Here is an 18,006-nt window from a genome sequence, read left to right on the forward strand (position 1 = left end):
GCCCCAGCAGAACCTACCGGGCACCACTGACACTCCGAGGCGGCAATCCACATACACCAGCTCCGACACGGCCACGCAGCCAGCCGGGCGGCACGGGCTCCTGATCGGCACACCGTATGGGCCCGGATATAGCGCCTGACCAGGCAGGACACTGGGTACAGTGGTCTCAGTTTTGGTCTCATTCACCCCCGTCCGGCACCGTCCAAGAGCGCCACCACCACCCGCTCCGCCACTGAAGCCACGGGCGAGCCTCGGCAGTCGCCCCCCACCTACGGAAGCTCGCCGAGGGCCAGGACGCCAGCGAGGAAAGGAGGGCGCAGTACAAGGCGGAGACAGGGGCCGACCTCGCACCCGGTACTACTTGGGTCCACCCCCCCAGAGGACGATGACCCAGGCGAAGCCGCAGTCTGAGCACCGAGGCGAAGGGCGCCGCGGCCTCTCACTCCTGAGCAGCGCCGACGGGATGCTGGCAGAACGTCTCTCCCGCCTCGATGCCAGCGATCGCCAGGGCAGACGCCGCTCCCCCAAAGCGCGGAGGTGGCCGGATGCCGCTCCTCCCCTCGCCCTCGGCTGTCACCAGAGAACGTCCTCGTGCCAAAGTCGCTGAACGGACCGGACAAGCAAATAGGCGAACGCGAGGAGCAGCACATGCGTGACGGGGGACCGCAGTGGACACTCACCGTGCTCACAGGCGGGGACACACTCCGGCAGGAGCGCCTCACCCGGGATCTGCACGACAACCTGGAGAGGGCAGGCGGTCTCGTCGTCGGCTTTCATGACGCCGAAGGGTGCGCCGAACCGGGCCGTAAGGGTACGGGCGTGGGCGAGGTGGCTCTCTGGGCCACTACCACTGCCGCTGTCGTTCGCCCGGCGTCCCAGGTCCTGATCACCCTGATCAAGGAGTGGTGCGCCAAGGAACGACACCGCAAGGTCGTGGTCACCATCGCGGGCGACTCCGTCGAGATCACCGGACGTCCTGACGCCGCACAGGAACGCATGGTCCGCGAATTCCAGGACCGTATTTCCGGCGACGCCGGCCTAGGACCGGATGACAGCGCGGCGTGACCCGCCTCCATAAGCGCCGGGCTCTTCTGATCGGCAACGAGCACTACGACGACGGCCGCTTCTCGCCACTCGCCTCCGTCCGAGCGGACGTATGGGGACTCGCCCAGGTCCTGAAGCACCGCAACATCGGCAACTTCGTCTCCGTCCAGACAGAATCCGATCTCACCGCAGACGACATGCGGGCGGTCATCAGCGAGTTCCTTCAGGATCGCAACGATGACGAGCTCGCACTCGTGTACGTCTCCGGGCATGGTGTTCGCACGGTGCGTGACGGCGGCGAGTTCCACTTCGTCGCCAAAGACACTGACTACGACAGAGTGGCCGCGACCGGTGTCAGCGCCGGGTTCCTAAATGATTCGCTGGAAGAGTGCGTTGCACCGCAGAAGATCGTGATGATCGACTGCTGTCGCAGCGGCGGGTTCGCCATAGGGCTGCGTACGTCGGACCGACGGCCTGACAGCTCCGTGGCGAAATCCGGCGAGCAGCCCCCGCTGACCAGCAGGGGTGTGTACGTCCTGTCGTCCTCACGGGCCGGGGAAGACTCGTTTGCCGACGCGGGCGGCGGCGATGACGTGAAGCCGTCGGCGTTCACCGGTGAGGTCATCGAGGCGCTGCGCACGGGGAAGGTCAGCAAGGACGGCGGCCGTGAAGTACAGGTCAGCGACCTGTTCCACTATGTGAACCGGCGCATGCGTGCCCAGGACGGTGGCCGTCAGGTGCCAGTGCAGTCCGCACTAGGCGTCGACGACCGAATCGTCATCGCGGACAGTCCATTCGGCCGGGCCCCCATCCTCGATCCCCTGAGTCCGCGACCCCGCCTCGGCGCCGAGGAGCCGCCACAGTCACACACCCCGAAGTCCGCTCATACGCAGCCCACTTGGGCCGGCCTGCTGGACTACTACCGCGAGTGCGTTCTGGCCGAAGGCGCGGAGACGCCTCTGATGGAGGTGGGCCACCAGAACACATCGTACGTATGCCTGGACGGCACGGAGAGGTTCATCTCCGGCGACGTGGACGACGACGGATGCACCGCGCTCCCCGAAGAAGCGGCCTCGCTGGTGGATTCGGCAGCCGAGGAGGATGCGGAGCTCTGGGCGGGCTACCCGGCCGTGGTCCTCACCGGGCCGCGCTCCGGACGCCCCTGGCGGCACCCAAGGTTCGCGCCGCTTCTGGTACGCCGTGTCGAGATCGTCCGAGGCGAGGACGAGGGGGAAGTGAGGCTGAAGCCGTACGGTCCGGTCCAGCCGCATCCTCAGCTGGCTCTCGACTGGCTCGGCGAGGAGGAGGCCACCCAGCTCATCGACACGTTCCAGCCGTCTTGGCATCGAGGGCAGCACGACCGTATGGCGTTGGAGGTACGCAACCTCCTTACGCAGGAATTCGAGCTGCCGTGCGTGCAGGAGCTCCAGCCCGACCAACTCGCCGACCGCATCGACGTCCGTACCCCTGGCCACGGCGCCCGCAACACCGCGGTCCTCTTCTCGGCGCGCCCCCAGACAGGCTTCACCAAGCGCCTGCTCAACGACGTTGCCGACATCGCCAAGCAGACCGACCAGATCGAGAAGACCGCCCTCGGGGTCCTCGCGCCCGAAGCCTCGCAGCGTGACCGAGCTCTCAGCCACGCGGAACCCGAACCGGCGCGCCTCGTGACGCCACTGCCCTGCAACGAGGCGCAGACCGCGGTACTCCAGTCCGCCATGACCCGCCGGCTCACGGTGGCCACCGGGCCGCCCGGCACCGGCAAGAGTCAGTTGGTCGCCAATCTCGTCGCCACCGCGATCTCCGCCGGTCAGACCGTACTGGTCGCGTCCACCAACAACGAAGCCGTGGACGAGGTCTGGCGCCGCTGCGACACACTGGTGCCCGGCAGCATCGTACGGACAGGTTCGGCGCGGAAAAACGCCAAGAGCAACGCAGAGCACGAGGCCGCCGCGCTGCACGCACTGCGCACCGGCCCGGAGCCGTCGTCCACCGTGGCCACGGCGTTCATGGAGGCCACCTTGGCCGCCGACCGTCTGACAGAAGTACGGCGGGACCTGGCGCACATCGCGGAGACGGAGCTGCGGCTCCGCCGGGCAGGCGAGGCCCGCGACCACCACGCGGAGCAGCTCGGGATCGCTGTCGCCGAACTCCAGGACCTACTCGATCGTTTGCCCCGGCCGAGAGAGCTGGAGGACAAGGCGCGCCGCCTCTCCCGCGCGCGCTTCCTCGGGTCGTGGCGCCGGGCCCGGTTCCTGCGCGGGACGGGTCTGGATAGGTACGACGGCGATTCCGCCGCGGGCTGCCTCGCGCTCGCTGGCTTCGCTGCGGCCGAGACGGAATGGCGTGATGATCGCGAGCACGCAGCCTCCGTGGACGACACAGCCCTCGCGCGCTCACTGCGCGACGCCGAGACCAGCGTTCAGGACGCTTCACGCGCTCTCCTCGCCACCAAGGTGCAAGCCGCCGCTTGGGCTGGGCGCCGTCGAATCCTCGATCTACTGACCGCCCAGGACGGCAGTCGCAGCGACTGGCCGCAGATGCGGAGGGTTCTGGGCCGCTCAGACGGCTCGCCGGATACGCCCGCAGTGGCCGGATGGGCCGTCACCAGCCTCTCCGCCCGGCGTTTCCCTCTGGGCCCGGCTCTGTTCGATCTCGTCGTCATCGACGAGGCCAGCCAGTGCGCGATCCCGCATGTCCTGCCGCTGCTCTTCCGCGCGCGGCGCGCTCTCGTCATCGGCGACCCCATGCAGCTCACGCACATCACGAAGACCAGCCCACACCGCGAGGCGCTCATTCGCCGCGGGAACGGGCTGCGGTCCGAATGGCTTGAGAAACACCGCCTTGCCTACCGACGCCACTCCGCCTTCCACGCCGCCGAACGCTCCGCGGGCGGCACGTTGCTTCTCGACGAACATTTCCGCTGCCACCCGCACATCGCCGCAATCTCCAACGACCTCTTCTACGATGGCGGACTGACCGTCCTCACCGACACCCGCGGCCGCCCCGCTCTGCCACGTCCCGCCGTCATCTGGACAAACGTGCCCGGACGGGCCACCCGCCCCCCGCTGGGTGGCTCCTGGGTCAACGAAGACGAGATCCAAAAAGCGCACGCCAGCATCAACTACCTGCTGGAACAGCTGCCACCCGAAGCGACCGTCGGCGTCGTCACTCCCTTCGCGCCGCAAGCCGAAGCGCTGCGGAGGCGGTTGCAACCGTACGACGAGGAGCGTCTGCGCATCGGTACGGTACACACCTTCCAGGGCGGCGAACGCGATGTCATGGTGTTCACCCTTGTCGCCGGGGACGGCATGCACCCCGGTGCCGTCGAATGGGTCGGCGGACAGCTGAACCTTTGGAACGTCGCCGTCACCCGCGCGCGAAGTCACCTCATCGTGGTGGGAGACAAGGAGCGCTGGCGGAAACGGGGAGGCGTGGCCGCCGCGCTGCTGGAGGCCGCGGAGCGCGACGGCGTACCCCCGCGCGACAGCAGCGAAGACGTGCTGCTCAAACGCCTGTACCAGGTTCTCTCCCGCGAGGCGGGAGTCACTGTCACGCTGGGCGAGACCGTTCACGGGCATCCGACGGACGCTCTGGTGGGAGGCGTCGACGGCACCGCCCCTAGAGCTGTACTGCTCGACAGAGGAGTCGAAGAGGGTGCCGACGCGGCACGTCACCTCCGGCTCATGCTGCACCGTCGGAACCTGCTGGGCAGTGGGGACGGTGCAGTCGAGGCCGCTCGATGGCCGGCCTGGAGGCTGTACGACATGGACGAGCAGCGAGGGTGAGCTCAGGCCCCGCGCCCTGATCCGGCCGGGCTCTCACTCTCCGTACGCCTGCCTCCAGCGCGTCCGGTGCCGAGGATCCCCCTGTCCGCCACCGTTCAGCTCACCGAGCGACGGCAGCGAGGCCCCGCTGTTCCACAGCCCGAGGTGGTCACGGTGCACAGCGAGAATGCCGTGCTGTACGGCGAACGCTTCGGAAGGCCGGCTGAACCGCGTGGTCGTCACGAACACCGCCAGATCAGCACCGAAGTGCACCTTGGCCCCCAGCAGGTCACGCATCTCGCGGCTCGCGATCGTCCTGGTAGGCGCGTAGCGCTTGCACTGAATCACCATGGTCCGGCCGTCCGGAAGCCGGCCGACGACGTCAGCGCCGTTGTCGTTCGCGCCGCCCACGCGACGTACGCCGGTGCACCCGTCCCTCCGGCACAGGGCCGCGACCTGCTCCTCGAACTCCGTACCGGTCATCGCGTCCATCTCCGTGAGTGGCCGCCGCCCGCTCTCGACCCTGTCAGCCTGCCGCCACAGGCGGTCACGCCTGCGGACTCTTCGGTCCGTATACCAAAGCCACCAGGCGGTGCCACCAATGCCTCCGAGAACCAGAACCCAGACGAGGTAGGGCCAGACCGTGGACCAGAACACGACCAAGAGGACTGTCGCTGCGCCGCCGCCCAATGCCACCCGCCGCGACCGGACGGCCGTCCGCCTTCGTGCGACCGGACCTCGTCCACGCCGAGCTGCCATGCACGCTCCCTCCCCCGAGGCGTCGTCGTGTCCGACAGTCTGGCCAACGAAACTCGGCACGCGTAGAGCCCGAAGCAAGCCAGTGGCCGAAACCGGGCCTCCGCAAAGTACGATCACGCGTCTAAGCAGGAGAGAGAACGCACGCCGAGCCATCCGCCAACGGCCTCCCGGACCGAGAACGGCCCCAGCCGCCTACGGCCACAAGGAATGCGACCTGCGTCACATCTCGAACTGCTCCCCACCGCTGATCACCAAGCACTGCACCCCTCTGCATGTCTATGAGCAGCAGCTCCCCCTCCAGCTCATGCGCAGTACCACTGCGCATTGCGCGCACGCTTAGCCAACGCAGGCCCAACAGGCACTCACCCGCCGTTGCTCGCTGCTAAATTCCTCTCCATTGAACCTCTGCATCCCAGACCTGTCACACGTGGTCGAGACCAGAGGGTGTGCGCAGCGATGCTGCGCACTTTTACTCGGGATCGAAGACAGGGGGCACGGCAGAGTGAAGTCGTTCTTCGAGCTGCTTGGGAAGGCGATGCAGAGCACAGGCATGACACTGCGCCTATGTCTGCTGATGCTTGTTGCCGCAACGGCGTATGTCATCAGTCAACTGAAGTAAAGCCGACCTGGAGCGGGAGACCCACACGGTGGAGATCACGGAGACGAAAAGCCACGCTGCGGGCATCGTTGACCGGCTTTGGCGAGCGTACGCGCCCTACCAGCGGGGCCGGAACACGTTCGACGACCTTACGTCTATGCTCGCAATCCTGTTGCTTGCAGGGTTCGTTGAGTCAGTGGGCCAACCAGAAGACGAATTCGTCAAGCGATGGAATCGAGCTGTCGCGGAGGCCCACATCGGCCTCTCGCCGCTCATAGACCTCCGCTCTGCGATGGCTAGCGCTAACAGGCACAGGCACTTTCCTGTACTCGACCTCCGCGACCTTGAAGTCGGGCTCCTCAACGGTGACGAGGAGTCGGGCGATGTACCGTGGGCAGCTGCCTTCCTCACCGCACTGAACCAGCGTCCGTCTCTGGCCAAGGCCGGATTGGCGGAAGTCTGCGAACTGCTCCTAGAACGCCACGTACAGGAGAGCACCTTTTCGGCAGGGGAGTTCTACACACCGCGCGCGGTCGCGCGCCTGCTCATCGAGTCTGCATCTCCTCAGCCTGGAGACCGGATCCTTGACCCGGCCTGTGGCTCCGGCGGACTTCTCACGGCCGCAGCACAGTGGATCGCCGAGTCCGGCCACGTTGACGGAACTACTTTCGAGGCATACGCCACGGATCGCAGTAATCCGCGCCTGGCGATGATGAATATGGCCATCCATGGGGTGGATCAGCCAGTCGTAGGCGCCTCCGACCCTGTGTCGCTGATTCAGCGCCGGGGTAACGGCCTTGCCGACCTGGTACTGAGCAATCCACCGTTCAACCAGCGTATCGAGAACGTCGACATCGTCGACTGGCCCTTCGGCGAGCCTCCCCAGTCCAATGCGAACTTCGCCTGGCTTCAGCTCTCGTGGAGCCGGCTGAGCGAGAACGGCACCGCCGCGGTGATCATGCCGCAGGGAGCCGCCTGGTCCAACGGTCGCCAGGCGGAGATCCGCAAGGGGATGATCGTCGGCGGTGCACTCCTCGCCATCATCGCGTTGCCGCCAAATCTCTTCTATGACACCTCCATCCCCGTGCACATCTGGATACTTGCCCGCGACAAGTCCCGCCATTTGCCGCTCGGCGATGCGAATGACGTCCTGTTCATTGATGCCGGCCGACTCGGTACACAGGTGCCACGGCGGCCGCGCATCTTGACCGCAGAGGACAGAGAACGCATCAGCAGTCGCTTTCACACGTGGCAGCGGTCTCCTCGTGCAACACCAGATGAACCGGACTTCTCCCGTTCGGTCTCGCACGAAGAGATCCTCGAGAACAACGGCAGCCTCGACCCCCGGCTGTACATCGAAGTCGAACAGGAACGACCGACGAGGGCGCTGGATCTGAGTCTCATGCTCGATGAGTTGGATCGACATGACGAGGCGATGTCCAGTTCGAGAGTCAGCCTCCGGAAGAGCTTCAGCACGTGCGAGCGCCTGACCCGCAGCGGGATCCGACCTCTGCGCGTGCCTCTCCGAAGCGTCGTGGACGGCACAGCAGAGGGACCGTTCGAGAACTCAACGTCAGGTGAGCTGCTCGCTGGACCTTCAGGAAGTCTCATCCGCGCCGAAGACTACGTCGAGGGCACCGGCGTCCCCGTAGTCATGCCCAAGGACCTGACAGACCGCGGTTTCAGCGTGGCGAACATCAGATACATCACCGAGCAGCAGGCCGAAGGTCTGGAACGCTTCCGCCTCCACCGTGGCGACGTCGTGCTGGCACGCCGTGGAGAACTGGGGCGATGTGCTGTCGTTCGTGAGGAGCAGCAGGGCTGGATCTGCGGAACAGGCTGCTTCGTGCTTCGGCCTCCCGCCGAGCTCAACGCCGACTACCTCGCGGCATATCTCCGCAGTCCGGAGGCACGCAAATGGCTCGAATCCCACTCCACTGCGAGTACGAACATGAAGACCATCTCTCTCAACGTATTGAGCGAGTTGCCGGTTGCGCTGGCCGATTTCGGTACACAGCAGGCAATTGCTGACGCGATGGCACGACTGGATGAACATGAGCGACTCTTGCAAGAGCATCTCGCAGTAACGCAGAAGATCCGCAGTGACGCGCTGAACGGGATCCTGTCGAGCTAGCCGAACGCGCGCTGCGCACTCTCGAAGAAACCGCGAGGCTCAAAGCACAGCAGCGGGACGGCAGAAGCGCGGCGTCAGAGCAAGCATCTCGCCGACGAAGCCGCTGAGCCGTAACGCGAGTCCGAGAACGCGCGGAGGACGGGGGACCTGTACCGAGCATGCCCTTCAGGAGCGCCACCTACCGAAGTCCAAACTGGGAGAAGCGCAAAGCACCGTTGCTGTTCGGTCAATGTCACTGCTCGCCCTTACCCTCGACTGCACGCACCCGACCACACGCGAGAGGCCGCTCGGCATGACCAACGACGACGACTGGTCCCCTGAAGTGCAGCGCATGCTTCAGGAAGCGCAGGCCATGATGACCGACGAGGTCATGGAAGAGACCCTTCGTAGCAAGGCCGGCGTGGATCCCAGCCGCCTGCCCACGCTGCTGGACCTCGTGGCGATCGGCGTCACCAACGGCGCCTGGCGGAACAGTTGCATTGAAAACTGGCATGCCGAAGGCCGACTGTCGGACGGCGACATGATGCGCATCAACAGCTACACAACGGACGCCATGCGCCGACGCCTGAATGGTTGGTGCATTGAGTCCGGGATCACTTCAGCGAGCAGCACCGCGCTGGCAGGGATTGATGCGGAGGATGTGGTCGTCCTTGCCGGTCGGCTCTTCCGATGGCTGACGAATGCTGAGCGCCGGCTCCCCACCGGCATGACTCTCGGCGAACTGGTGCGCTCCGTGGAGGACCTGGAAGAGTACGAGGATCACGCAGACCGGTTCCTCGGCAGTTTTACCGGACAGATGGAGGATAAGGGCGTCCGATTCGGCCTGCTCCGCACCGCCTGCCACGGCGCCCTGGCCTGCCCCCAATGGTGGGCACATCCCACATGGCCCGACCGCGTCGATCGCTTCATTCGCATCCTTGACGATGTGACCGATCCGCACTGGGGTTCTAACGGAGAACGGAGGGGGAGGTTGGGCACCGAACCGCCCACCGCGCAGGACCACGACATCCTGCGTGCCACGTTGCTGGAGAGCCCATGGAAACTCGACCCCCCAGCCGCCGAATGGATCGTGGATGCCGGAATCGGCTACCTAACGCCCTAAAGGCGGCTATCGATCACAATCGCGTCTGATTAAAAGTCTCCAGTGCGCAACGAGACAAGACTCCGCCCGAGCCCATGTATGCCCCTTCCCGCGCACAGGTCCTGGACCGGGTGAAGGCGTCCGCCCACACACCACCAGGAACTGCGGTCGGCAGTCAGCGTGACAGTGACGGATGCCCGCCTCATGACGGTGTTCCCGGCGGCTCTTCTGGGAGCCGTCTGGGAGCCGACCCGCTCCCGAAGCCCCTTCCACACCACCCGAGGCCAACCGGGACCATGCCCCTGAGCAGCGTAGACGCAATCCCAGCTGGCAAGACAAGCAGCCGAACCTCATTCGGGACGAAGAGGTCGTGGGTTCAAATCCCGCCACCCCGACAGAGAAACACCAGGTCAGGCCCGGTGCTGAGAGATCAGCACCGGGCCTGACGCGTTCCTCAGAGACCCTCTGGAGAAATCCCGGAGAAGATCTTGGAATTCGTCTCCAGACCAGCGCCCTACCCGCGGGCTCTCAGCAACGCGTCCAGGGCAGCGACGGGCGAGCCGGGGCTCATTGTGCTTCCAACGCCTCCTCCCACATCCCGATGAGCGCGGCCATCAGCGCCTGCCGCATCCCGGATGTGATGTGGTCATAGCGGGACTGCACTGAGCCGTCCTCGTGCCCCATGCGTTCGTCCATCAGCTTTGGCGGGGTCCCCACCTCTCTCATCAGAGTCTTGTGCGTATGGCGCAGCCCGTGCGGCGTCAGCCCTGGAGCGATCGGCACCCAGCACGCCTCAGCCCGATTGGAGGCTCCTCGCCCACGTGCCGGAATTCCGGGCCATGGCTCAGCGACCACCGGCACAGGGTGCTCCTCCTGATTGCCGCGCCCCGGATACCGTCCCGTGGCGGCAGGTCGAAAAAGCCAGGTGGCGAAACCCGAGCGCCGCCAGTGTGCGGCCAACTCCCCCGATCCCGCGTTGCGGACGTACCCCAGATCGGTGATGGCCTCCACCACCTTCAGGCGAGTCGGCTCCGCCACAGCGTCCGGGCGGTTGAGGACGTTGGAAACGGTGCCTGTTGAGACGCCTGGCCGTGGTGGCGGGTACCGGGTCCTCTACGTCGCTGGATACGAGATCGACCACATGAGAGAGGCCCTGTTCGCACGCAACCCTACGGCTGACGAAGCGCAGCTCCTACAGCTCCCCGCCGGTGAACCCGTAGTCGAGCTGCACAGCACTACGTACACGGCAGACGGCACGGTGGTCGAGTTTGCGGTGGGCGTCCACTCGGCTTCTCGATTCGCGTGGGAGTACGACTTCAAGGTTCCGGACTCAACACACAACAAGAAGGGGCAGGAATGATCTCGGCACAGGCGTGGGCGGATGCCCGGCTTCTGTGGGACTACCACCGCATGCACCACGACCCACGGCCCTGTTCGGTGGCCGTCGGTCTGGGCAGTCACGATCTAGGGGTCGCTGACGTGACGGCGGAGCTGTATCACCAGGGCATGGCGCCGGTCATCGTGTTCACGGGGTCCACCTGCCCCACGACCCGGGCCCGCATGCCGCGCGGTGAGGCTGTCCACTACCGCGAGCGAGCGTTGCAGCTTGGCGTGCCCGATTCGGCCGTACTCCTGGAGCCGCGCGCGACGAACACCGGTGAGAACATCGAGTTCACGAAAACGGTGCTGACAGAAGCCGGCGTCAAGGTCTCGTCCGTTCTGCTCGTGAGTAAGCCGTACGAAGAGCGACGCTCGTACGCCATGATGCGGAAGCTCTGGCCCGAGATCGAAGTAGTGTGCGCGTCGACGGCAATGGGCTTGGAGGACTACGCCGACTCCATCGGAGACGCTCGCATGGTGATCGACATGATCGTGGGCGGCCTGCAGCGCGTGCTCGTCTTCCCCGGCTTGGGTCTGGCTATCGAACAGGAAGTGCCGGATTCCGTCGTTGCCGCTTACGAGCGGCTGTGCGTCGACGGCTTCACCAGCCGACTCCTGCCAGCCGACGTTGCTGCCCGTCCTGGTGCGTGAAACCGGCACAGGCGGTAGGACCGCACCGACCGTGGACCCCTGCGGCCATCCTCTGGCCAACATAGGCCAGTCGATGGGGCGCGAAACGCCGTAGGCGCAGGTCAAGGCCAATCTGTCCCTGCGAAACTGGATGGTCTTGAAAGCCGTTCACCCTGCCACGGTGGGTCAAGCATTCGTGCGAGTCTGAACGCGAGCCAACGCACCGGATCGTGTGCGGCACCCGCCGGGCCTTGCGGGGCGTACGGCTGTGAGGACTTGTACGTGGCTGGGGGTCGCGCCATGCGGGGATGGCGCGACCCTTCTTCTTCCGCCCGTGTTCCTGTCGTGCGTGCTGTCTGTGGCGGGTCGTTTAGTCGTGGTGTGGCTGCTGCTTGCTGGGCGCGATGTGCCTGGCGTCGCGCTTGCCGGGCTGGTGCTTCTTGTCGTGTCTGCCGTGGTGGTAGTGCTGCTTTTCACAGTGTTTGCCACGTTTGATGGTGGTGGGGTCGGTGGCGGTGTCGGGGATGCTGCCGCCTCCGGTGACCGTGACAGTGTTGGTGACCTGCTTCGGCGCACGGCAGGACGCTTTGACCGTGAGCGTGATGGTCGGGTAGCTGCCGCCGAGGGCGAGGGTGTTGCTGCGGGTGCAGGTCAGTGTGGCCAGGGTGCAGGCCCATCCGGTACCGCGGAGCGAAACGGGGGTCAGCCCCGCGGGCAGGGTGTCGGTCACGGTGACGGTGGCGCCGTCGGTCGAGCCGATGCCGTTGTTGGTGACCGTGATCCCGTAGGTGTTCTTCTTGCCCCGAGCGAACGCGCCGTCGTGGGTCTTGGTGACGGTCAGGGAGGGGGACGGGGGTGGCGGCGTGCCGATGGCCACACCGGACGGGGTGAGGCCGGCGGAGACGGTGGCGGTAACCGTGTTCGTGGCCGTGTCGATCACCGACACATCGTTCGACCCGGCGTTGGCGACGTAGGCGTGGGTGCCGTCCGGGGTGATGGCCACACCGAACGGGCCGCTGACGCCGGGGATGGTGGCGGTGACCGTGTTCGTGGCCGTGTCGATCACCGACACCGTGCCAAAAGCCTGATTGGTGACGTAGGCGTGGGTGCCGTCGGGAGTGATGGCCACACCGAACGGGCCGCTGCCGACGGGGATGGTGGCGGTGACCGTGTTCGTGGCCGTGTCGATCACCGACACCGTGGCCGACCCGAAATCGGTGACGTAGGCGCGGGTGCCGTCGGGGGTGATGGCCACACCGCGCAGGCTGCTCCCGACGGGGATGGTGGCGGTGACCGTGTTCGTGGCCGTGTCGATCACCGACACCGTGCCAAAAGCCTGATTGGTGACGTAGGCGTGGGTGCCGTCGGGAGTGATGGCCACACCTTTCGGGGAGGCGAGGCCGGTGATGGTGGCGGTGACCGTGTTGGTGGTGGTGTCGATCACCGACACTGTGCTCGAGCCGCCGTTGGTGACGTAGGCGTGGGTGCCGTCGGGGGTGACGGCCACACCGAACGGGCCGCCGCCGACGGGGACGGTGGCGGTGACCGTGTTCGTGGCCGTGTCGATCACCGACACCGTGTTCGAGGTCTGATTGGGGACGTAGGCGCGGGTGCCGTCGGGGGTGATGGCCACACTGAGCGGGCGGCTGCCGACGGGGATGGTGGCGGTGACCGTGTTCGTGGCCGTGTCGATCACCGACACCGTGTTCGAATTCTGATTGGTGGCGTAGGCGTTCGGCGTGGGGGCGGCCGCCTGTGCCGGGGCTGCAGCCAGGACCGGCAGGGACAGTCCCGCCAGCATGGCCAGGATGGCCAGGGCGCCGATGACCAGCCGCAAGATGCCCGGGCGTGGCCCGGGCCTGCTCCGGTCCGGTACCGGGCCGCCCTGCGGCCCGGGCTGTTTGCCCACATGTGGGATCACGAACGCCTCGCTTCGTCAGGAAGAGCGGCCGCGACCGGACATACCGTGAGCGCCGACAGCGCACCGCAGCCACACACGACATGTGACCGCGCGTCACTGTATGTAGCTTGTTGTGGACAGGGCGGCCAGCACTCCGCAACCAAAGTGCCAGGCCAAGCCGTTGGGCGCACACCACATACGACCCGATCAACTGACCATCAGACCGGCCGTCACGACCGCGTGCGGCCGTCGGCCAGCGGCACACACTGCGGTGCGACCGCGCCCTGCTGCGGAAGACATCCGTGGCCGCAGGACCTGGATCAAAGACGAAGTGCGCCTCCGCGCGGGAAGCCAACGACACGGCCTCACTCTCGCCACCTCTGGAGAAATCCTGGAGATGATCTTGCCCTTGAGGGCTCGAAGTACCGATACACGCCAACGCACAGCAACGCTCTGATCTGCACCTTTGACGTGAGCCGCAGGTCGACGATCTTCCAGGGCCTAATTCGGGACGAAGAGGTCGTGGGTTCAAATCCCGCCACCCCGACAGAGAAACGCCAGATCAGGCCCGGTGCTGAGAGATCAGCGCCGGGCCTGATCTGCTATACGGCCCCATTTGGGAGCCGACTTCGGGAACCGGCTCCCAGGGCCGCCTGCCGACGAGCACGCGGGAGCGTGTGCACATCAGCGGACACCACTACCGGGCATCCACCCCGCTGGGCGGCACCGCCCTGATCGCCTTGAAGTCGGCGCCGTCCAGCCGAGACGGACCTACTGGCGCCCGGACCTCCGGCCGTCATTCCCCGGGCTCGTGACGTTCCTCGCCGGTCCGAGAGCCCTCCGCAGGAACCAGGTGCGCCTGATGGGTGCCGGTGTCGATGAGGATCTGTGCGGCCTGGGCGACGTCGTCGGCCCGGACGGCCCTGGCCATCGCGGCACGGGCGGCGTCGGGTGTCGCATGCGGCGGGACCACGAGAAGGGAGAAGTGGTCCCGGTCGCCCCGAGTGATCAGGACGGTGTCATCACCGATCGGGAAGGAGTCGATATGGACGACCCGGTCGTCGATGACCAGGCGCGTGGGAAGTCCATCCCATGCGGTGGCGTCCAGGCCGACGCGCGTGATGGGGCCGAGGTGCCCGGTCAGCACGCGGATGAGGTCGGGCAACTCCACGCCGATGTCGCGGGAACGCGGCCACCACGCGCCGTCGAGGTTGCCTTCCCGGGAATGTGTCGTCTCCAGCCGCAGCAGAACCGTCCCGGGTTTCGCGGCCCGATGGATCGCATCCGGCAGGAGCCTGGAGGCGCGAGGGATGTCGGATTCGGTCATGGTGTGTCCGCCTGTCTGCGGGATACGGAGTCGCCGCCGAACGCGGGACCTCGTCCTCTCACCGTAAGTCGTGCGCCGCCGCACCGGCTGCGCTCGCCATCGGTTCCGGACCCGTTGCCTCTCGGTGAAATGCCTGCTCACGCGCACGTTCCGGAGCCTGGGAGCGGCGTAGAGTGAAAGGACCGAGAGCACTTCGCACACCGGCCGCCATGTCGGTGTCGTTCCCGGTGAGCAACAACGCCGGCCTCCAAGAGGAGGCTCGGGGACAGGTCCGCGTCATGACCGCGACCATCGAACCTACGATCATCAAAGAGCGCCTGCCCTCGGCGTCGGCCCGGCTGTCCCTGGCCCCGGCCGGCTCGGTTCCAGGTCTCCTGGACGGTGCCTGGTGGCCCCGCTCCCGTGATCTCCTCCGGGAGATCCCCACTCTGACAGACGCGCTGGACGCGTGCTGGGGCCGGATCACCCACGTCACCGTGAACCCGGTCCACTGGCCCGTCATCCCGCGCAAGGTCCCTGTCACGGGGCACACAGTGCATGTCGGCTGGTTCGCCGACGAGCAGGACCCGAACAAAGTGATCCTCCTTTCCTACACGGTGGGCCGCCTGGACCTGCTGGTGATCCCTCCGGAGACGGAGCCGGCCGCCGCCGTCCGGCTGATGGCAGCAGCAACCGTTCCGGGAGGTATCCGCACCGCCAGCGGTCTGATGGCCGATGAGGCCATCAGCCACGACGCGGCAGAGGCTCGGAGCCGGGAAGAGGAATGGGAGACCGACGGCGGAGCCGCTTCGGCGGCCGGAGCCGCGATCGGGATCTTCCTCCGTTCCGCCCCGAGGAGGTGACGACGTGGAGACCGCCGTCACCGTCGCCGTGATCATCTTCGTGATCATCGCAGGCATCTTCCTGTTCCAGCGGCTCAACGCGCAGCATGACGCAAGGATCGGGGCGTTCCGCTACAGCGACGCCCTACCGGGAATCGGCCGGCGGCCCCGTAAGAGCCGGCCTGCCACCGTGCCGAAGGGTCCTCCTGCCGACGCCACACGCCGTGAGCATCGAGTGGGGAGCCGCTGATGACGCAGACCTTCCAGCCGGGGGCGGGTGTGGGGCGACGGGCGTCACACCGACGGGCACGTCGCCCCTGATGGACGTCGTCCGGAACGAGCAAGAGGGGAAGCGCGCAGCTACCCCGCAGGCACCGACGGCGGAACACGCCTCCACCTCACCGTGGACACCACGCGCATGGCGGAGCCGGTGCGCTCCTGGCTGCTGACCAGCCAGTCCTCCCGAGACGATCACACACAGCCGGACGAAATCTGAGGAGATGGTCCTCAGCGGGGGAAGGGGAGTACCGCCCCAGACGTACGGGTTTCCGTCAGCGTCGGCGCGAGAGGCAGGCGACCATGGCGACACTGCACGAGCGGCAGCACTACCGCGAGGCGATCATGAAGACCCTGTACGAGGCCATCGAAGGCAATCGCCTCCTCGGCCTCACCGGGGCGCAGCTGCGCGAGGACCTCGCCGTGACCGAGGAGGACCTGGCCGCCGCCTGCACGTACTTGGCGGCCGAGGGACTGGTCCAGGTCGACTGGGCGCGAGGAAACACACCCGCGATGGTCACACTGACGCACAAGGGGATCCAGCTCATGGAGACCGAGGAGAGAGGCAGCGACTGACACGGCACAGGCCGCCCTCAGGGCTCCGGCCAGGCCAGCCACATGACAGCCAGGTCCTCCCCATATGACCGAAATAGCATCCCGGGCATACCCTGGTGAGTGGGTTGGTGCACTCTCACGTGCAACCGCCCGGAAGGGCGGCCCCGGTGTGTATACGCCGGGGCCGTTGCGTCACCGGCACATCCCACGGGAGAAAGTGTGATCCGCTCGGCCGATCCCCGCGAGTGACCCCGGGGAGCGAGCATCTCCGCTCTCCTGCGCGCCGTCGTGGCCGGTCGGCCACTGCGGCTGTACTCGCCGTGCCAGACTCCCGATGGAAGAACCTCCCCCGCGTACCCGACCGTCCGAAGAGGGACCTGGATGCGGTCAGCCCGGGGAAGGCCCAGCGCGCCCCCTGGTCAGAAGCTCGGGAGATGATCGCCGAAGGCAGACAAGCCCCCTCCTGGCGGCAGCACAGGCGAGGCTGGACGAGCTGACCGCCGCCCTGGAGGAACACGCGACGGAACTGAGCGACCCCGATCTCGCCCGCCGCACCGCCGCCCGTATCAGCGAAGAACTACAGAGCCCGAGCCCTGACCGGCGCCGCCTGACGGAGAACCTCGAAGACCTCGGCCCGGCCGTCGGAGCGGTGGCATCCGTGGCGAACATCCTGCAAACGCCGGCAACCGCGATAGCCGCGCTGCGTGGCTGAAGGCCCACTGGTCTTGTTCACGAGAACAGAGCCAGATGAGTGATCACCTGCTGGGCAGGGGGGGGTCAACTCTGTCGGGATGAGGTGCTTCTGTTCGAGGAACCTGTACTGGGTGTGGAGGGTGCGGTCATGTCGAGCAGGAGCAGGGCGTCGTGGTCGGGGGTGCCGGGTTCGGCGGTGTAGACGCCGATGCGTTGGCCGGGGGTTCCTTCCACGTGCAGTGACTGGGAAGTGAGGGTGACCGTGCCGATCTGGGGGTGGTGGAACGTTTTGTGCGCGGGCTTGCGCCCGGTCACCTCGTAGCGTTCCCAGAGCCCTGCGAAGTCGGGGCTTTTGAGGAGGAGTTCGCCGACGAGGTTGGTCAGGTCGGGTGCGTCGGGGGCGGTTCCGGCGATGGCGCGCAGGCGGGCGACGCAGGCAGTGATCTGGCGGTCCCAGTCGGTGAAGAGGTCGCGGGCTGCGGGGTGGAGGAAGAAATAGCGGGCGAGGTTGCGCTGTTTGACGGGCCAGTCGTCGAGGCCCGGGTAGAGGGCGAGGCCGCCAGGGTTCCAGGCGAGCAGGTCCATGCTGCGGCTGATGACGTAGGCCGGGTTCGGGCGCAGTGATTCCAGCAGCAGCTTGAGGTGGGGGCCCACGGTGCGGCTGGGGGCGGGCGGAGGTTCGGGGGCGTAGCGCGCGGCGCGGGCGGCGAGCTCGCGCAGATGCTGGTGCTCCTGGTCGTCCATGTGCAGGGCGCGGGCAAGGGCGTCGAGGACGGCCGGGCTGGGCCGGGTCTCCTTGCCGCGTTCCAGGCGCACGTAGTAGTCGATGCTGATGCCGGCGAGGGTGGCCAGCTCCTCGCGGCGCAGGCCGGGGGTACGTCGGATGCCGGCGCCGACGGTGAGGCCGACGTGTTCGGGGCTGGTCTGGGTACGGCGGGCACGCAGGAAGCAGCCCAGCTCGGCGCCCTCGCTGTTCGCACTCTCGGATGCCATGACTCCAGTCTCGCCCGCTGGGCGTCCGCTGCGCGGGTCAGTGGGGGG

At 66.8% G+C, this 18,006-nt stretch carries 12 protein-coding genes and 2 pseudogenes; 9 read left to right on the forward strand and 5 right to left on the reverse strand.

The genetic code is table 11. The annotated features are described in order from the left end of the window. Positions 1 to 648 precede the first annotated feature (648 nt). Together AB0L95_RS12135 and AB0L95_RS12140 are read left to right on the forward strand one after the other, a co-directional pair. Complete coding sequence (locus AB0L95_RS12135) at positions 649 to 1,065, forward strand: hypothetical protein (protein WP_365160860.1); 417 nt, start codon at positions 649 to 651, stop codon at positions 1,063 to 1,065. Beyond that, complete coding sequence (locus AB0L95_RS12140; RefSeq protein ID WP_365160862.1) at positions 1,062 to 4,832, forward strand: AAA domain-containing protein; 3,771 nt, start codon at positions 1,062 to 1,064, stop codon at positions 4,830 to 4,832. Before AB0L95_RS12135 ends, AB0L95_RS12140 begins: the two co-directional genes overlap by 4 nt. Positions 4,833 to 4,865: 33 nt before the next feature. Here the strand turns inward: AB0L95_RS12140 and AB0L95_RS12145 are convergent, their stop codons facing one another. After that, positions 4,866 to 5,294: a restriction endonuclease gene (locus AB0L95_RS12145; RefSeq protein WP_365160865.1), complete on the reverse strand. Its 429-nt coding sequence runs from the start codon at positions 5,292 to 5,294 to the stop codon at positions 4,866 to 4,868. A gap of 923 nt (positions 5,295 to 6,217) precedes the next feature. On the opposite strand from AB0L95_RS12145, the gene AB0L95_RS12150 reads away from it, so the two are divergent. Both AB0L95_RS12150 and AB0L95_RS12155 read left to right on the forward strand, forming a co-directional pair. Next, positions 6,218 to 8,302, forward strand: coding sequence for an N-6 DNA methylase (locus AB0L95_RS12150; protein ID WP_365160868.1), 2,085 nt, complete (start codon positions 6,218 to 6,220; stop codon positions 8,300 to 8,302). 292 nt (positions 8,303 to 8,594) lie between these two features. Continuing rightward, positions 8,595 to 9,404 (forward strand): hypothetical protein, encoded by an 810-nt coding sequence (locus AB0L95_RS12155; protein WP_365160871.1) that lies wholly within the window; start codon positions 8,595 to 8,597, stop codon positions 9,402 to 9,404. A 493-nt stretch (positions 9,405 to 9,897) separates the two neighbouring features. Here AB0L95_RS12155 and AB0L95_RS12160 read toward each other — a convergent pair. Beyond that, positions 9,898 to 10,469, reverse strand: a pseudogene (locus AB0L95_RS12160) (LacI family DNA-binding transcriptional regulator); the annotation flags it as partial. A gap of 1 nt (position 10,470) precedes the next feature. Here AB0L95_RS12160 and AB0L95_RS12165 point away from each other — a divergent pair. After that, a pseudogene (locus AB0L95_RS12165) lies at positions 10,471 to 10,743 on the forward strand (UTRA domain-containing protein); the annotation flags it as partial. Next, entirely contained in the window at positions 10,740 to 11,414 is a 675-nt protein-coding gene (locus tag AB0L95_RS12170; RefSeq protein WP_365160874.1) for a YdcF family protein, read from the forward strand. The pseudogene AB0L95_RS12165 and the gene AB0L95_RS12170, both read left to right, overlap by 4 nt. Positions 11,415 to 11,763: 349 nt before the next feature. Here AB0L95_RS12170 and AB0L95_RS12175 read toward each other — a convergent pair whose 3' ends face one another. Both AB0L95_RS12175 and AB0L95_RS12180 read right to left on the reverse strand, forming a co-directional pair. Further along, on the reverse strand, positions 11,764 to 13,314 hold the full coding sequence (locus AB0L95_RS12175; protein WP_365160876.1) for a beta-propeller fold lactonase family protein: 1,551 nt from the start codon (positions 13,312 to 13,314) through the stop codon (positions 11,764 to 11,766). Positions 13,315 to 14,089: 775 nt separating this feature from the next. Next, a complete protein-coding gene (locus tag AB0L95_RS12180) occupies positions 14,090 to 14,620 on the reverse strand; it encodes a DUF5994 family protein (RefSeq protein ID WP_365160879.1) in 531 nt (176 codons plus the stop codon). A 278-nt stretch (positions 14,621 to 14,898) separates the two neighbouring features. On the opposite strand from AB0L95_RS12180, the gene AB0L95_RS12185 reads away from it, so the two are divergent. The 3 genes from AB0L95_RS12185 (at position 14,899) to AB0L95_RS12195 (ending at position 16,293) form a co-directional block, all read left to right on the forward strand. Beyond that, positions 14,899 to 15,462 carry a DUF5994 family protein gene (locus AB0L95_RS12185; protein WP_365160882.1) on the forward strand — a complete coding sequence of 188 codons (564 nt, stop codon included), beginning with the start codon at positions 14,899 to 14,901 and terminating at the stop codon, positions 15,460 to 15,462. A gap of 4 nt (positions 15,463 to 15,466) precedes the next feature. Further along, positions 15,467 to 15,691 carry a hypothetical protein gene (locus tag AB0L95_RS12190; protein ID WP_365160884.1) on the forward strand — a complete coding sequence of 75 codons (225 nt, stop codon included), beginning with the start codon at positions 15,467 to 15,469 and terminating at the stop codon, positions 15,689 to 15,691. A gap of 329 nt (positions 15,692 to 16,020) precedes the next feature. Beyond that, a complete protein-coding gene (locus AB0L95_RS12195) occupies positions 16,021 to 16,293 on the forward strand; it encodes a hypothetical protein (RefSeq protein WP_365160886.1) in 273 nt (90 codons plus the stop codon). A gap of 756 nt (positions 16,294 to 17,049) precedes the next feature. On the opposite strand, the gene AB0L95_RS12200 is transcribed toward AB0L95_RS12195, so the two are convergent. Then, positions 17,050 to 17,958: a helix-turn-helix transcriptional regulator gene (locus AB0L95_RS12200; protein ID WP_365160888.1), complete on the reverse strand. Its 909-nt coding sequence runs from the start codon at positions 17,956 to 17,958 to the stop codon at positions 17,050 to 17,052. Positions 17,959 to 18,006 lie beyond the last annotated feature (48 nt).

Origin of the sequence: Streptomyces sp. NPDC052036 (assembly GCF_040680495.1) — a bacterium.
Taxonomy (GTDB): Bacteria; Actinomycetota; Actinomycetes; order Streptomycetales; family Streptomycetaceae; genus Streptomyces.

Bases quoted from the DNA above. Each gene is read 5' to 3' on its own strand.
- AB0L95_RS12135 (WP_365160860.1), top strand. From the start codon at position 649: ATGCGTGACGGGGGACCGCAGTGGACACTCACCGTGCTCACAGGCGGG.
- AB0L95_RS12145 (WP_365160865.1), bottom strand. From the start codon at position 5,294: ATGACCGGTACGGAGTTCGAGGAGCAGGTCGCGGCCCTGTGCCGGAGG.
- AB0L95_RS12155 (WP_365160871.1), top strand. From the start codon at position 8,595: ATGACCAACGACGACGACTGGTCCCCTGAAGTGCAGCGCATGCTTCAG.
- AB0L95_RS12170 (WP_365160874.1), top strand. From the start codon at position 10,740: ATGATCTCGGCACAGGCGTGGGCGGATGCCCGGCTTCTGTGGGACTAC.
- AB0L95_RS12180 (WP_365160879.1), bottom strand. From the start codon at position 14,620: ATGACCGAATCCGACATCCCTCGCGCCTCCAGGCTCCTGCCGGATGCG.
- AB0L95_RS12185 (WP_365160882.1), top strand. From the start codon at position 14,899: ATGACCGCGACCATCGAACCTACGATCATCAAAGAGCGCCTGCCCTCG.
- AB0L95_RS12195 (WP_365160886.1), top strand. From the start codon at position 16,021: ATGGCGACACTGCACGAGCGGCAGCACTACCGCGAGGCGATCATGAAG.
- AB0L95_RS12200 (WP_365160888.1), bottom strand. From the start codon at position 17,958: ATGGCATCCGAGAGTGCGAACAGCGAGGGCGCCGAGCTGGGCTGCTTC.